The organism is Streptomyces yongxingensis (assembly GCF_055597465.1).
In genome coordinates this window covers 8,126,997-8,142,371 of record NZ_CM145717.1, presented here as the reverse complement: position 1 = coordinate 8,142,371, position 15,375 = coordinate 8,126,997, and the positions used below count along the sequence as shown (strand labels likewise).

The window sequence follows — 15,375 nt, the reverse complement described above, 5'->3', positions numbered from 1 at the left end:
CCGGGCGCGGCGCAGGCACAGGAGCATGGGGCTACTTCGCGGCCGCCCGCTTGGAGGCGACCGTGGTCTTGGCCGCCGCCTTCTTGGCCACGGTCTTCTTCGCCGCGGTCTTCTTGGCCGCCGTGGACTTGGCGGCGGCCTTCTTGGCGGGCGCCTTCTTGGCGGTCGCGCCGCCCTTGCGCGCGGCGGGCACCGTGGCGTCGCTCACCCGGTCGCCCAGCATGTCCCGCAGGAACTTCCCGGTGTGGCTGACCGGGATCGAGGCCACGTCCTCCGGGGTGCCCTCGGCGATCACCAGACCGCCGCCGCTGCCGCCCTCGGGGCCCATGTCCACGACCCAGTCGGCCGTCTTGATCACATCGAGGTTGTGCTCGATGACGATCACCGTGTTGCCCTTGTCGACCAGTCCGGAGAGCACGCTGATCAGCTTGCTGATGTCCTCGAAGTGCAGACCGGTGGTCGGCTCGTCCAGCACGTACACCGTGCGGCCGGTCGACCGCTTCTGGAGCTCGCTCGCCAGTTTGACGCGCTGGGCCTCACCACCGGAGAGGGTCGGCGCGGGCTGCCCGAGCCGGACATAGCCCAGCCCGACCTCGTTGAGGGTGCGCAGATGGCGGGCGATGGTGGGCACCGCCTCGAAGAAGTCCAGGGCCTCCTCGATGGGCATGTCCAGCACCTCGGCGATGGACTTGCCCTTGTAGTGCACCTCCAGGGTCTCCCGGTTGTAGCGCGCGCCGTGGCAGACCTCGCACGGCACATACACATCCGGCAGGAAGTTCATCTCGATCTTGATGGTCCCGTCACCGGAGCAGTTCTCGCAGCGGCCGCCCTTGACGTTGAAGGAGAACCGCCCGGGCTGGTATCCGCGGACCTTGGCCTCCATGGTCTCCGCGAACAGCTTGCGCACATGGTCGAAGACGCCGGTGTACGTGGCCGGGTTCGAGCGCGGGGTGCGGCCGATGGGCGACTGGTCGACATGCACCACCTTGTCGACCAGATCGTCGCCGGCGACCCGGGTGTGCCGCCCGGGAACCGCCCGCGCGCCGTTCAGCTCGCGGGCCAGATGGGTGTAGAGGATGTCGTTGACCAGCGTGGACTTACCCGATCCCGAGACACCGGTGACGGCGGTGAGCACCCCGAGCGGGAAGGACACGTCGATGTCCTGGAGGTTGTTCTCCCGGGCGCCGTGGACCGTGAGGCGCCGCTTGGGGTCCACGGGCCGGCGCGCCGCCGGCAGCGGGATGGCCCTCTTGCCGGACAGATAGTGCCCGGTCACCGACTCCTGGTTGACCAGCAGCTCGCTCAGCGGCCCGCTGTGCACCACCTTGCCGCCGTGCTCGCCCGCGCCCGGGCCGATGTCCACCACCCAGTCCGAGGTCTTGATGGTGTCCTCGTCGTGCTCCACGACGATCAGGGTGTTGCCGAGGTCGCGCAGCCGCACCAGCGTCTCGATCAGCCGGTGGTTGTCGCGCTGGTGCAGGCCGATGGACGGCTCGTCCAGCACGTAGAGCACACCGACCAGACCGGAGCCGATCTGGGTGGCCAGCCGGATGCGCTGGGCCTCGCCGCCGGAGAGGGTGCCCGCGGCGCGGTTGAGCGAGAGATAGTCCAGGCCGACGTCGACCAGGAACCGCAGCCGCTCGTTGACCTCCTTGAGGACCCGCTCGGCGATGGTCTTCTCGCGCGCGCTCAGCTCCATGCCGCGCAGGAACTCGGCGCATTCGCTGATCGACATCGCCGAGACATCCGCGATGGACTTGTCCTGCACGGTGACGGCCAGGACGATCGGCTTCAGGCGGGTGCCCTCACAGGTGGGGCAGGGCACCTCGCGCATATAGCCCTCGAACCGCTCCCGGCTGGCGTCGCTCTCCGCCTCCGAGTGGCGCCGCTTCACATAGGGCAGCGCGCCCTCGAAGGCCGTGGTGTACGCCCGCTGGCGGCCGTAGCGATTGCGGTAGCGGACCTCGATCTGGGTCCGGTGCCCGTTGAGCAGCGCCTTCTTGGCGCGCTGCGGAAGCCCGGCCCAGGGGACGTCCGTACGGAAGCCGAGCGCGTCGGCGAGCGCGCCGACCAGGCGGCCGAAGTAGTCCTTGGTGTGGCCGTGGGACCAGGGGTGGATGGCGCCCTCGTCCAGCGACTTCTCCTCGTCCGGGACGATCAGCTCCGGGTCGACCTCCATCCGGGTGCCGATGCCGGTGCACTCCGGGCAGGCGCCGAAGGGCGAGTTGAAGGAGAAGGTGCGCGGCTCCAGCTCCTCGAAGGACAGGTCGTCGTACGGGCAGTAGAGATGCTCGGAGAACATCCGCTCCCGCTGCGGGTCGTCCTCCTCCAGGTCCACGAAGTCGAGGATCACCATGCCGCCGGAGAGGCCGAGGGCGGTCTCCACCGAGTCGGTCAGCCGGCGCTTGGCGCTGTCCTTGACGGTGAGGCGGTCCACGACCACCTCGATCGTGTGCTTCTCCTGCTTCTTCAGCTTCGGCGGGTCGGACAGCTGGATGGTGGCGCCGTCCACCCGGGCGCGGCTGTAGCCCTTGGTCTGGAGATCGGAGAAGAGGTCGACGAACTCCCCCTTGCGCTCACGCACCAGCGGGGAGAGCACCTGGAAGCGGCTGCCCTCGGGGAGCTCCAGCACCCGGTCCACGATCGCCTGCGGCGACTGGCGGGCGATCGGACGGCCGCACTCGGGGCAGTGCGGCTTGCCGATACGGGCGAACAGCAGCCGGAGGTAGTCATAGACCTCGGTGATGGTACCGACCGTCGAGCGCGGGTTCCGCGAGGTCGACTTCTGGTCGATCGACACCGCGGGGGACAGGCCCTCGATGAAGTCCACATCGGGCTTGTCCATCTGCCCCAGGAACTGGCGGGCGTAGGAGGAGAGCGACTCGACGTACCGGCGCTGCCCCTCGGCGAAGATCGTGTCGAACGCGAGGGACGACTTGCCCGACCCGGACAGCCCGGTGAAGACGATGAGCGAGTCGCGAGGAAGGTCGAGTGAGACGTTCTTGAGGTTGTGCTCGCGAGCGCCACGAACGATGAGACGGTCGGCCACGCCGGTCGGCACCTTTCTTGAGAGAGACGGGGTGCGCCGAGCCCGCTCGCGGGGCGGTCCTGCCGGTCGGAGCAGAGGCGCAGCGGAGCGAAACCCCCAAACCCAGGGTATGGGGGCACGACGACGATGTCTTAAGGATGCAGCACACCGAGCCTATAGCACGCACATTCGATTTGCGGGACACGGGAGCCGACTTCACCCGATCGTGTGGTGCGCACTACGGTCGGGTCATGACTGACTACGCCGGGGCCGACTACGCCCGGGACGCCGCCGCCGTACAGGAGGCGACGGACCGGCTGCTGACCGCCGTCGCCGCCCTCGACGAGCCATCCCTCGCCCGTCCGTCGGAGCTCCCGGGCTGGACCCGCGGCCATGTCCTGGCCCACCTGGCCCGCAACGCGGACGCCCTGGTGAACCTCCTCACCTGGGCCCGGACCGGTGAAGAGACTCCGATGTACCCCGACGCGGAGACGCGCGACGCCGACATCCGGCGGGACGCCGCCCGGCCGCTCGCCGTCCACCTGGACGACCTGCGCACCAGCGCCACCCGCTTCGACGCGGCGGTCGCCGCGCTGCCCCCGGAGCGCCTGCCGTACGAGGTGACCCTGCGCGGCGGTGTCCGGGAGCCGGCCGCCGCGCTGCCGCTGCGCCGCCTCACCGAGGTCGAGCTGCACCACGTCGATCTCGGCATCGGCCGCACCGTGGCGGACCTGCCCGCCACGTTCGTCGAGAGCCAGCTCACCGTGCTCATTGACACAAGGTTCGCCGGGCGCCCGGATATTCCCCCGCTGCGGCTGGCCACCGGGCCCGGCGCAGCGGATGTCCGGCACACCGGCCGGCCCGCCGCCCCCGGGGAGTCCCCGGTCACCGTCACCGGCTCCTCCGCCGCCCTGCTGGGCTGGCTCACCGGCCGTACGGACGGCGCCGGTCTGTCCTGCCCCGACGGTCCCTTGCCCGTCCTGCCCGCACTAGGCTGAGGCCATGACCTACAGCGGAGTGGTGACGGTCGGCGGACCGGCCGACGTGCATGAACTGCCCGATCTCATGATCTCGAAGGTCGCGGTGGGCCCCATGGCCAACAACGCCTATCTGCTGCGCTGCCGGGCCACCGACGAACAACTGCTGATCGACGCCGCCGCGGAGCCGCACACCCTGCTCTCCCTCATCGGTGACAGCGGGATCGCGTCCCTGGTGACCACCCACCGCCACCCCGACCACTGGGGCGCGCTGCGCGAGGTGATGGAGGCCACCGGCGCCCGTACCTACGCGGGCCGCTACGACGCGGAGGGCATCCCGGCGCGCACCGATGTCCTGGTCGAGGACGGCGACACGCTGCGGGTCGGCCGGGTCGAGCTGACCGCCCGCCATCTGGTCGGCCACACTCCGGGCAGCATCGCCCTGATCTACGACGATCCGCACGGCCATCCGCACGTGTTCACCGGCGACTGCCTGTTCCCGGGCGGAGTCGGTAACACCCGTAAGGATCCCAAGGCGTTCGAGAGCCTGATCAACGACGTCGAGACCAAGCTCTTCGACCAGCTCTCCGACGAGACCTGGGTCTACCCCGGCCACGGCGACGACACCACCCTCGGCGCCGAGCGTCCGCACCTCGGGGAGTGGCGCGAGCGCGGCTGGTAGCGGCGCTCGCACGGCCCCGGAGCGCCGCGCGCCTCCGTACGCCCCGTGACCCCCGGCGGGCCGGGGCGGTTGTCGCGTCATGCAGCACGACCGCTCTCCGCAGCATGACCGCCCACCGTCCATGGCCCGCCTCGCCGCCGCGTCCCTGGCCGGCACCGCGATCGAGTTCTACGACTTCTTCGCCTACGGCACGGCCGCGGCGCTCGTCCTCGGCCCGCTGTTCTTCCCCACCTTCTCGCCGTTGGCCGGCACCCTCGCCGCCTTCGGCACCTTCGCCGTCGGTTTCGTCTCCCGGCCGCTGGGCTCGATGCTCTTCGGGCCCCTCGGCGACCGCCACGGGCGCCGTCCGGTGCTCATCGCCTCCCTGCTGCTCACCGGTCTCGCGACCGTCGCCGTGGGCTTCGTCCCGACCTATGACTCGATCGGCATCGCCGCCCCCGTCCTGCTGCTCGTGCTGCGCTTCCTGCAGGGGCTGGGGCTGGGCGGCGAATGGGGCGGCGCGGTGCTGCTGACCGTCGAGCACGCGCCCGCGCGGCGGCGCGGGCTGTGGTCGGGCTTTCCACAAGTGGGCCCGTCCGTCGGCTTTCTGCTGGCCAACGGCACGATGCTGGCCCTGTCGGCCACGCTCGGCGACGGCGAGTTCCGGTCCTGGGGATGGCGGGTGCCGTTCTGGGGCGCGGGGCTGCTGGCGGGCGCCGGGCTGCTGCTGCGGGCCCAACTGACCGAGACCCCGCGGTTCCGGGAGCTGGCCGAGCGCGGCGAGCAGGCCGCCGCGCCGCTGGCCGAGGTGGTGCGCGGCCACTGGCGGCTCGTCCTGCTGACCGCGGGCGGGCTCGCGGTGGGCTATGCGGTCTTCTACGCGGTCACGACCTGGTCCCTGGCGTACGGCACGGAGCGGCTCGGGGTGGCCCGCACCACCCTGCTGGGCTGCATCATGGCGGCCGTGGCGGTCCTGGGCGCCCTGACGCCCCTGGCGGCCCATCTCGGCGACCGCTTCGGGCGGCGGCCGATGTGCCTGGTGGGCTGTGTGGCCGTCGTGGTGTGGATGTTTCCGTTGGTGGCGCTGTTGCGCACCGGTGAGCCGCCGCTGATGTTCCTCGGCTTCCTGGGCGCGCTGCTCGCCTTCATCACCATGTTCGCGGTGACCTCGGCCTATCTGCCCGAGCTGTTCGAGGCGCGGGTGCGCTGTACGGGGGCGGCGCTCGGCTACAACCTCGCGGGTGTCCTGGGCGGGGCGCTCACGCCGGTCGTCGCGACGGCGGTGTCCCACGGCGACGGCCCGCCCTGGGGCGTCGCCGCGTATCTGACCGCCGTGGCGCTGCTGAGCCTGGGCTGCTTCGCGCTGTTGCCGGAGACACGGCCGACGGCCGACCGTCCCGATGGTGGACGGTCGGCCGTACGGCCTCTGGAGGCCGGGGAGGCGGCTGTGTGAGCCCGTCTCCCGGATCCGGGACGGACAGTCGTCGGACGCCGTCGGGCGCTCTCGGGCGCCGTCAGGGCGGTGACGCCGCGGGCGCCGTCAGACGTCGACGCTGTCCTTGTCCCGGGACCGGTCCTCCCCGCTCCCCGCCTCCGCCAGGGCCTGTTTCTTCGAGGCGTACAGACTGGTGGCCGTGGTGACGGCGAGCACCGCGCAGATGACGCCGAGCGAGACCGGGATGCTGATCTCCGGGACGTGCACCCCGGACTCGTGCAGCGCGTGCAGCACCAGCTTGACGCCGATGAAGCCGAGGATGATCGACAGCCCGTACGAGAGGTGGACCAGCTTCTTGAGCAGGCCGCCGATGAGGAAGTACAGCTGGCGCAGGCCCATCAGCGCGAAGGCGTTGGCGGTGAAGACGATGTACGGGTCCTGGGTGAGGCCGAAGATCGCGGGTATCGAGTCCAGCGCGAAGAGGACGTCCGTGGTGCCGATCGCCAGCATGACGATCAGCATCGGAGTCATCAGCCGCTTGCCGTTCTCCACGATGAACAGCTTGGTGCCGTGGTACTGGTCGGTGGACGGGAATCGCTTCTCGACCGCCTTGAGCAGCCGGTTCTCCTCGAACTCCTCTTCCTCCTCGTCGGCCCGCGCCTCCTGGATGAGCTTCCAGGCGGTCCAGATGAGGAAGGCGCCGAAGATGTAGAAGACCCAGGCGAAGGTCGAGACGATCGCGGCGCCGGCGGCGATGAAGACCGCGCGCAGCACCAGGGCGATGAGCACACCCACCATCAGCACGCGCTGCTGGTAGATCGTCGGCACGGCGAACTTCGCCATGATCAGGACGAAGACGAAGAGGTTGTCGACGCTCAGCGACTTCTCGGTGATGAAGCCCGCGAAGAACTCGCCGGAGGGCTGGCCGCCCGCGAAGACCAGCAGCCCGAGCCCGAAGAGCCCGGCGAGGGCGACCCAGACGGCGGTCCAGATCCCGGCCTCCTTGAGGGAGACCTCATGCGGTTTGCGGCCGCCTATGAAGAAGTCGACGGCGATCAGGGCGCAGAGGCCGATGATCGTCAGCCCCCACATGGTCACGGAAACGTCCACGATTCCTCCGGCATTCGTACGGCAGTCTCAGCGTCGTCGCTGCCGGAGGTCTCTTCCGCCCATGGACCGCGCCATGGACCGGTGTCCCGGGATTCCGTCCGGCCTCCTGGTGCCGGACGGAATCCGTGGTGACGGGAACACCGCTAAGGAGTACTCCCCTCCGCGTAAAAGAGAGTACAGGAATCCCCATGAGAGAGTAAAGAAAAAGGCAAAAGCGCTGGTCAGAGCCCCGGTCAACCTCGGTCAGCCCTGGTCAGCCGCCATATGACTGGCGGGCCCGCGCGGCCCTCAGAGCCTGCGCGGCCCTCCCCGCCTCTCCCAGCACCTGGCCCAGCACCCGGCTGCCCGGCGGCACCATCGACGGCTCGTACGTCCACGCATGGCCCACCCAGGGGTCGGCGAGGTGGTCGTCGGCCACCGGCGTGAGCCGCAGCAGCGACCGCCACAGCGGATCCAGCACTGGACCGTAGGCCCGCGCGTCCTCGCGGTCGGCGACCATCATCAGATGCACGCCCACCGAGGGCCCCTCGTCCGCCAGATAGCGCAGCTGGGTGACGGCCCGGTCGTCGAAGCCGTGCGGGAAGTCATGGACGATCAGCAACTGCTCGGCGGTGTCCATATCCGGCGGCAGGGCGTCCGTCGCCCGGCTGCGGATCGCCATCTGCACCAGGTCGACACGCTGGATCAGCGCGGCGAGCACCGCCGAGACCCCCTGGGCCCCGGCCGCCGGCGGCTCGGCCAGCACACCCGACCCCACCAGCGGCGCGAACGAGCCCGCGGCCGAACCCGCCGGGTCGATCACCTGCACCGCGAACTCCCCCGCCGGATAGACGGCCAGCATCCGCGCCGCGATCGCCACCGCCGCGTCCGCCGCCAGCCTGCGCAGCTCACCCGAGTCGGCCGGCCCGTCGAACGAGCCCGAACGCCCGGCGTCGATCCACAGCCCCCGCTCCAGCGGCAGCCGCACCAGCATGGGGATGCGCAGATCGGCGCGCTCCGGGAGGTGCAGGTCGCCCAGGCGCAGGGCCATCGGGACCTCCATCGGCACCTGGTACGCCTGCCACACCGGGCTGTCCCAGCGGGCGTAGGCGGGCGGCAGCGCGGGCTCCACCACCTCGGCCTCGGCGATGAGCTGCGCCAGATCGCGATCGAGGGCGGTCCGGGCCTGCTCGACGAGGTCGGTGTGCTTGGCGCGCGCCTCGGCGCGGGCGGAGTCGGCGCCCGGACCGACCCGGGTGCGCGGGTCGGAGAGCACCCGGTCCAGCTCCTGCTCCATACGGGACTCGGCGAAGTCCACGGCGCTGCGGTAGGCCGCGGTCGTCCGGGCCAGGTCCTCGAACATCCCCCAGACCTGGTTGTAGAGCCGTTCGTCCATGGACCAGCCGGAGGCGTCGCCCGCGACCGGCTGGGCGGGCTGTCCGGGCGCGGCGGGCGGCACCGCGGGCGGGGGCGTGGGCGGCGCGGCCGTACGGCGGCCCGGGTGCTGGTAGTCGATGGACCCTCCGGCGGCGGGCGTGCCCTGCGGCTGCTGCGGCGGGGTCTGCGGCTGGGCCGGGGCCGGGTCGGTGCCGCCGCCCGCGGCCGCCGTGCGCACCCGGCCGTCGCCCTCGGTGCGGGGCGGGGGCTGGGCGACCGAGCGGGCCATGCCGCGGGCCACCGCCTCGTTGATCCGTGCCGCGAGATCGGCGCCCTGCTCCAGCCCCTGGTCGAGCAGCATGGCGGCCAGCCCGCCCGCGTACCCCTGGCCGATGGCGCGCACCTTCCAGGCGCCCTGCCTGCGGTAGAGCTCCAGAGCCGCCACCGCGGACTCCGAGTCCAGATCGGTGATGGTGTAGCCGGCGATCTCGGTGCCGTCGAGGCCGGTGACGGCGACGAACGGCGCGGCCATGGCGCCGAACCGGGCCGGTCCGCCGACGCCCGTCGGCAACGCGAGCAGCACGGTGACCCGGTGGATGTGCTCGGGCATCGCGTCGAGGTCCACGGCGAGCCGGTGGGCGGCCGCCGCCTGTTTGGGCACCTCTATCCCGGCCAGCTGGGGCGAGGCGGGATGCGCGACCCATTCGGCGCCGTGCACCGTGCCGCGCTCATCGCCGAGTGTCGCCCCGGCCACGATCGGATTGCCCGCAGAGATCCGGATCTCCAAACGGGTCTGGGGCAGCGGGTGGTTCTGCCCTCGGACCAGCTCGGCCGTCATGGCTGCGTCCCCTCGTTGTGTTCCGCTGTGTGCCGTACGTGTGAGTGGTGGTGCGGTGGTGCGGTGAGCGCGTCGGCCCGGCGAGCTCTGCTCAACCGGGCCGACGCGCTCACCTGGGCGGTACGCCTTGACAGACGCGGTAACGCCTTTACAGATGCGGCAGGATGTGCGGCATCAGGTCCTGGAAGGTGCGGCCGTTGGCCGGCTCGCCGACCGCCTTCATCTGCCAGGAGCCGCCCGCGCGCTGCACCGTGGCCATGATCTGGGCGGTGTACTGCCCGCCGCCGGTGAGGGTGTAGCGGGCGAGCTCCTGGCCGTTGGTCTCGTCCACCAGCCGGCAGAACGCGTTCTGCACCTCGGCGAAGGTCTGACCGGTGAAGGAGTTCACCGTGAAGACGATCTGGTCGATGTGGACGGGCACCCGCTGGAGGTCGACCAGGATGGCCTCGTCGTCGCCGCCCTGCCCGGCGCCGCCCACGAGGTTGTCACCGGTGTGACGGACCGAGCCGTCGTCGCTGACCAGGTGGCGGAAGAAGACGACATCGGTCGGCTGCTTGTCCGCGAAGAGGACGGCCGACGCGTCGAGGTCGATCTCCCGCGTACGGGAGCCGAACAGCCCGCGGCGGGGCGCCGCCTGCCAGCCCAGCCCCATCCGCACCGCGGTCAGGGTGCCCCCGTCGGCCTTCTGCAGGCTGATGGCCTGTCCCTTGGACATGTTGACCGTCACGCGCTGTCCCTACTCTCGTCTCTCGATTCCCCGTGGCCGCCGCGGGCGTGCGGCCGTGGCCGCGCCGTACGCACGGCCCTTCCGAAAACCCTATGCACTGCCGCCGGGGCTCCGGCCGGACGAGCGGACTTTTGTGTCGGTCTTGCAACACAGGGAACCCACGGGCGCCCCGGTGAGGACCCGGGGCGCCCGGTGATCAGGAAACTCCGGCCTCCCGCATCTGCCGCAGCTCCTTCTTCAACTCCGACACCTCGTCGCGCAGTCGGGCCGCCACCTCGAACTGCAGCTCCGCCGCCGCGGCCCGCATGCGGTCGGTCATCTCCTCGATCTGCTCGGCGAGCTCGGCCGCGGGCCGGTCGGTCAGCACCGCCTCCTTGGCCTTGCCCTTGGCGGCCTTGGCCTTGCCGCCCTTGGCCGCCTTGCCACCGGCCGCCGGCTCGGCCGCCTTCGCGCCCTTGCCGTCCTTCGTCTTGCGGTAGCCGGTGCCGAGCAGCTCCTCCGTGTCCACGTCCTCGCGGGCGATCTGGGCCACGATGTCGTTGATCTTCTTCCGCAGCGGCTGCGGATCGATCTTGTTGGCCTTGTTGTACGCGATCTGCTTCTCACGGCGGCGGTTGGTCTCGTCGATGGCCTTCTCCATCGCCGGGGTGACCTTGTCGGCGTACATGTGCACCTGACCCGAGACGTTACGGGCGGCACGGCCGATGGTCTGGATCAGCGAGGTGCCCGAGCGCAGGAAGCCCTCCTTGTCGGCGTCGAGGATGGCGACCAGCGAGACCTCCGGAAGGTCGAGGCCCTCCCGCAGCAGGTTGATGCCCACCAGCACGTCGTACTCACCGGCGCGCAGCTCGCGCAGCAGCTCGACCCGGCGCAGGGTGTCCACATCGCTGTGCAGATAGCGCACCTGGATGCCCAGCTCGAGCATGTAGTCGGTGAGGTCCTCGGCCATCTTCTTGGTGAGGGTGGTGACCAGGACGCGCTCGTCCTTCTCGGTGCGGGTGCGGATCTCATGGATGAGATCGTCGATCTGGCCCTCGGTCGGCTTGACGACGACCTCCGGGTCGACCAGGCCGGTCGGGCGGATGATCTGCTCCACGAAGCCGTCGCCGCGGGACATCTCGTACGTCCCCGGAGTGGCGGAGAGATAGACCGTCTGGCCGACGCGCTTCAGGAACTCCTCCCACTTCAGTGGGCGGTTGTCCAGCGCGGAGGGCAGCCGGAAGCCGTGCTCGATCAGGGTCCGCTTGCGGGAGGCGTCGCCCTCGTACATCGCGCCGATCTGCGGCACCGTGACATGCGACTCGTCGATGACCAGGAGGAAGTCCTCCGGGAAGTAGTCCAGCAGGGTGTGCGGCGGGGATCCGGTCTCACGGCCGTCGATGTGCAGCGAGTAGTTCTCGATACCGGAGCAGGTGCCGATCTGCCGCATCATCTCGATGTCGTAGGTGGTGCGCATCCGCAGCCGCTGGGCCTCCAGCAGCTTGCCCTGCTTCTCCATCCGGGCCAGGGTCTCGGTGAGCTCGGCCTCGATCCCGGCGATGGCCTTCTCCATGCGCTCGGGCCCGGCCACATAGTGGCTGGCCGGGAAGACATAGAGCTCCCGGTCGTCGCTGATCACCTCGCCGGTGAGCGGGTGGAGCGTGGAGAGCGCCTCGATCTCGTCGCCGAACATCTCGATGCGGACCGCGAGCTCCTCGTAGACCGGGAAGATCTCGATGGTGTCGCCGCGGACCCGGAAGGTGCCCCGGGTGAACGCCATGTCGTTGCGGTTGTACTGAATATCGACAAAGCGACGCAGTAGCTGATCGCGGTCGATCTCCTCGCCGACCTTGAGCGGCACCATACGGTCCACGTACTCCTGCGGCGTACCGAGGCCGTAGATACACGAGACGGAGGCCACCACGACCACGTCACGCCGGGTGAGCAGCGAGTTCGTCGCCGAGTGGCGCAGCCGCTCCACCTCCTCGTTGATCGAGGAGTCCTTCTCGATGTAGGTGTCCGACTGCGGGACGTACGCCTCGGGCTGGTAGTAGTCGTAGTACGAGACGAAGTACTCGACCGCGTTGTTCGGCAGCAGCTCGCGGAACTCATTGGCCAGCTGGGCGGCCAGGGTCTTGTTCGGAGCCATGACCAGCGTGGGCCGCTGAAGTTTCTCGATCATCCATGCGGTGGTCGCGGACTTGCCGGTGCCGGTCGCGCCGAGCAGGACGACATCCCTCTCCCCCGCGCGGATGCGCCGGTCGAGGTCGGCGATGGCGGTGGGCTGGTCACCGCTGGGCTGATAGGGGCTGACGACCTCGAAGGGCGCCACCTTGCGTTCGAGCTGAGTTACGGGCCGCATGAGTCCCACCGTACGACTCGCCACTGACAACGGCGGAGCGCTCGTCCGCGCCGCTCCCTCCCCGGCCCTCCGGCCGGATTCAAATGATCATTGGCTGGATTCAGATGATCATGCGCGCGATGTCGCCCGTGACACGAATTTTCCGTCCATCCGATATCTATCCTCCGCTACCGCGCGTCTGGGACCCTCTGCCCGTCCATGAGTCGGACGAGAATCAGACGACGCGAGGAGTCCGTATGCAGATCCGCCCGGCCGCCGCGTTAACCGGCGCGCTCATCGGGATGTCCGCGCTCTTCCTCCCCACGGCCACGGCCCAGGCCACCGGCCGGACGACGCACCACCACACGGTCACCGTGGCCCATCGCGGTGCCTCCGCGTACGCCCCCGAGAACACCCTGGCCGCCGTCGACGCCGCCGACGACCTGGGCATCGACTGGGTGGAGAACGACGTCCAGCGCACCAAGGACGGCGAGCTGATCGTCATGCACGACACCACGCTGAGCCGGACCACCGACGTCGAGCAGGTCTTCCCGGACCGCGCGCCCTGGAAGATCTCCGACTTCACCCTCGACGAGATCGAGAAGCTGGACGCCGGAAGCTGGTTCGGCCCCGAGTTCCAGGGCGAGGCGGTGCCCACCCTGGAGGAGTACATGGACCGGGTTTCGGACAACCACCAAAAGCTCCTGCTGGAGCTCAAGGCCCCTGAGCTCTATCCGGGGATCGAGCGCCAGACGCTGCGGGAGCTGCGCAGAGAGGGCTGGCTGGACCACCGGCACAAGCGCCGGCTGATCGTCCAGAGCTTCAGCGCCGACTCCGTGCGGACGGTCCACCGGCTGCGCCCGGACGTCAAGACCGGCTTCCTGGGCACTCCGGCCGTCGCCGATCTGCCGGAGTACGCCGAATTCTCCGACCAGATCAACCCCAGCTACACCACCATCGACGCCGGCTATGTGTCCGCGGTGCGGTCGGTGGACGGGGCGCACGGCAAGCCGCTGGAGGTCTACACCTGGACCGTCAACGACGGCCCGACGGCGGTCTCGGTCGCGGGCATGGGCGTGAACGGCATCATCACCAACAAGCCCGATGTGATCCGGGACGCCCTCGACGACGCCTCATGAGCCACGGCTCCCCTGACGAGGCGCCCCGCCGACCGACCGGCGGGGCGCTGTCGGGGGGCGCTGTCGGTGGGGGGTTCTACGCTGAAGGCGTGACGATCGCAGAGCGGCAGACACAGCCGGAGCGGCGGGAGCAGCCGGACCCGCGGGAGCGGCGGGAGCGGCGGGAGCGCCCGGAGGGGCCGGACGCGCGCGCCTGGGCCTGGGCGGTCCTGGCCACGCCCATCGGCCCGCTGCTGCTCGCGGCCACCGACGAGGGCCTGGTCCAGGTGGTCTTCCACGCGGAGGAGAAGCCGGCCGCCGAGGCCGTCGCCAGGCTCACGCGCCGCCTCGGCGCCGAGCCCACCGCCGTGCCGCCCGCGGCTCCCGCCACCGCGGCCGCCCCGTCCGCGCCTCGCTGCGCCGGGCATCTCGCCGAGGCGATACGGCAGATGGAGAGCTATTTCGCCGGGGACACCAAGGCGTTCACCCTCTCCCTGGACTGGTCCCTGATCACCGGCTTCAACCGCCGGGTGCTGCGCGAACTGGCCGCGCATGTGCCCTATGGCACGGTTGTCGGCTATCAGAACCTCGCCGACCGGGTGGGTGAGCCGGGCGCGGCCCGCGCCGTCGGCGTGGCCATGGGGAGCAATCCACTGCCGGTCGTGGTGCCGTGCCACCGAGTGGTGGAGAGCGGCGGGGGCATCGGCGGTTTCGGCGGCGGGCTGGAGACCAAGCGCACCCTGCTGGCACTGGAAGGCGTTCTTCCGCAACCGCTCTTCTGAATCGTTCTTCCCGGCCGGACGGAAATATCTTGTTCCGGAATTCCGCGGCCGTCTTGTGGTGCTTGTCCGTCACCCTTATCTTAAGAGCGCCCATCGCCCTGGCTTTCTGTCACCAGCCGGGCATGGGGCTCTCTTTGCGTTCGGCCGTACGAACCGTACCGCGCGATAACGCTCTTCCGCTCTTCGGCACTTCCCGCTCCACCGATCGCGCGTGCCACCCGCTCTGCCGGTACTTCCCGCACGTCCGCACCCCCCCGCTCTTCGTCGCTCTTCCTCGCTCTTCCCGCTCCTCGGAAATTCATCGCTCAACTACGTCCCCACAAGTGATCGAATTGGAGAGCCATGTCCGGTGTTCTGCTCGCGGGCGGCGCGGTCGCGGCGCTATTCGCCTCGGCCCTTTCCACCCAGGGTGTTTCCTCGGCCCCTGATGGACCGCCGGAAAAGATCCAGATAAGCGTCAAGACGGTGAACGGCTCTGGCTGCCCCAAGGGCACCACCGCCGTGGCCGTCGCCGCCGACAACTCGGCGTTCACCGTGACCTACAGCGACTATCTCGCCCAGGTCGGCCCCGGCGCGGACCCGACCGACATCCGGAAGAACTGCCAGCTCAGCCTGGGCGTGCATGTGCCGCAGGGGTTCACCTACGCCATCGCCCAGGTCGACTACCGGGGCTATGGCTACCTCGAAAAGGGCGCCAAGGGCACCGAGAAGGCGAGCTACTACTTCCAGGGCTCGGCGGACACCGCGTCGCGGACCCATGACTTCAGCGGTCCGTACAACGACAACTGGCAGACCACCGACAGCACCGACTACAGCGCCCTGGTGTGGGCCCCCTGCGGCCAGGACCGCAACTTCAACGTCAACACCGAGCTGCGGGTCAGCGCCGGCACCTCTCCTGCGGGCACCACCAGCTTCATGGCCATGGACTCGACGGACGGCGGGGTCAACACGGTTTACCACCTCGCCTGGAAGGAATGCCCTTCCGCCGTCCGGTAGCCCGGTAAATCCACCATCGAATGGAGA

The 15,375-nt window shown here is 70.0% G+C and carries 11 protein-coding genes; 6 read left to right on the top strand and 5 right to left on the bottom strand.

The genetic code is table 11. The features are described from left to right. Nucleotides 1–31 precede the first annotated feature (31 nt). Nucleotides 32–3,049, bottom strand: coding sequence for an excinuclease ABC subunit UvrA (uvrA, locus tag ACZ6TD_RS34935; protein WP_471344563.1), 3,018 nt, complete (start codon nt 3,047–3,049; stop codon nt 32–34). Nucleotides 3,050–3,279: 230 nt separating this feature from the next. Here uvrA and ACZ6TD_RS34930 point away from each other — a divergent pair, with 230 nt between their 5' ends. The 3 genes from ACZ6TD_RS34930 to ACZ6TD_RS34920 all read left to right on the top strand — a co-directional run bounded on the left by ACZ6TD_RS34930 (nt 3,280) and on the right by ACZ6TD_RS34920 (nt 6,119). After that, nucleotides 3,280–4,026, top strand: a complete 747-nt coding sequence (locus tag ACZ6TD_RS34930; RefSeq protein WP_471344562.1) for a maleylpyruvate isomerase family mycothiol-dependent enzyme — start codon at nt 3,280–3,282, stop codon at nt 4,024–4,026. Nucleotides 4,027–4,030: 4 nt separating this feature from the next. Next, on the top strand, nt 4,031–4,687 hold the full coding sequence (locus tag ACZ6TD_RS34925; RefSeq protein WP_471344560.1) for an MBL fold metallo-hydrolase: 657 nt from the start codon (nt 4,031–4,033) through the stop codon (nt 4,685–4,687). A 121-nt stretch (nt 4,688–4,808) separates the two neighbouring features. Further along, nucleotides 4,809–6,119: an MFS transporter gene (locus ACZ6TD_RS34920; protein ID WP_471344558.1), complete on the top strand. Its 1,311-nt coding sequence runs from the start codon at nt 4,809–4,811 to the stop codon at nt 6,117–6,119. 87 nt (nt 6,120–6,206) lie between these two features. Here ACZ6TD_RS34920 and ACZ6TD_RS34915 read toward each other — a convergent pair whose 3' ends face one another. From ACZ6TD_RS34915 to uvrB, 4 genes are all read right to left on the bottom strand, one after another. Further along, entirely contained in the window at nt 6,207–7,211 is a 1,005-nt protein-coding gene (locus tag ACZ6TD_RS34915) for a TerC family protein (RefSeq protein ID WP_471344556.1), read from the bottom strand. Between the two features lie 253 nt (nt 7,212–7,464). Beyond that, a complete protein-coding gene (locus ACZ6TD_RS34910) occupies nt 7,465–9,405 on the bottom strand; it encodes a TerD family protein (RefSeq protein WP_471344555.1) in 1,941 nt (646 codons plus the stop codon). Nucleotides 9,406–9,553: 148 nt separating this feature from the next. Continuing rightward, a complete protein-coding gene (locus ACZ6TD_RS34905; RefSeq protein WP_210949447.1) occupies nt 9,554–10,132 on the bottom strand; it encodes a TerD family protein in 579 nt (192 codons plus the stop codon). A gap of 196 nt (nt 10,133–10,328) precedes the next feature. Then, on the bottom strand, nt 10,329–12,473 hold the full coding sequence (gene uvrB / locus ACZ6TD_RS34900; protein WP_471344553.1) for an excinuclease ABC subunit UvrB: 2,145 nt from the start codon (nt 12,471–12,473) through the stop codon (nt 10,329–10,331). Nucleotides 12,474–12,709: 236 nt separating this feature from the next. On the opposite strand from uvrB, the gene ACZ6TD_RS34895 reads away from it, so the two are divergent. The 3 genes from ACZ6TD_RS34895 to ACZ6TD_RS34885 all read left to right on the top strand — a co-directional run bounded on the left by ACZ6TD_RS34895 (nt 12,710) and on the right by ACZ6TD_RS34885 (nt 15,348). Further along, the gene (locus tag ACZ6TD_RS34895; RefSeq protein WP_471344552.1) at nt 12,710–13,591 is read left to right on the top strand and encodes a glycerophosphodiester phosphodiesterase; all 882 of its coding nucleotides are present in this window, start codon (nt 12,710–12,712) and stop codon (nt 13,589–13,591) included. 95 nt (nt 13,592–13,686) lie between these two features. Next, nucleotides 13,687–14,352, top strand: a complete 666-nt coding sequence (locus tag ACZ6TD_RS34890) for a methylated-DNA--[protein]-cysteine S-methyltransferase (RefSeq protein WP_471358301.1) — start codon at nt 13,687–13,689, stop codon at nt 14,350–14,352. A gap of 342 nt (nt 14,353–14,694) precedes the next feature. Then, nucleotides 14,695–15,348 (top strand): DUF4360 domain-containing protein, encoded by a 654-nt coding sequence (locus ACZ6TD_RS34885; RefSeq protein ID WP_471344550.1) that lies wholly within the window; start codon nt 14,695–14,697, stop codon nt 15,346–15,348. Nucleotides 15,349–15,375 lie beyond the last annotated feature (27 nt).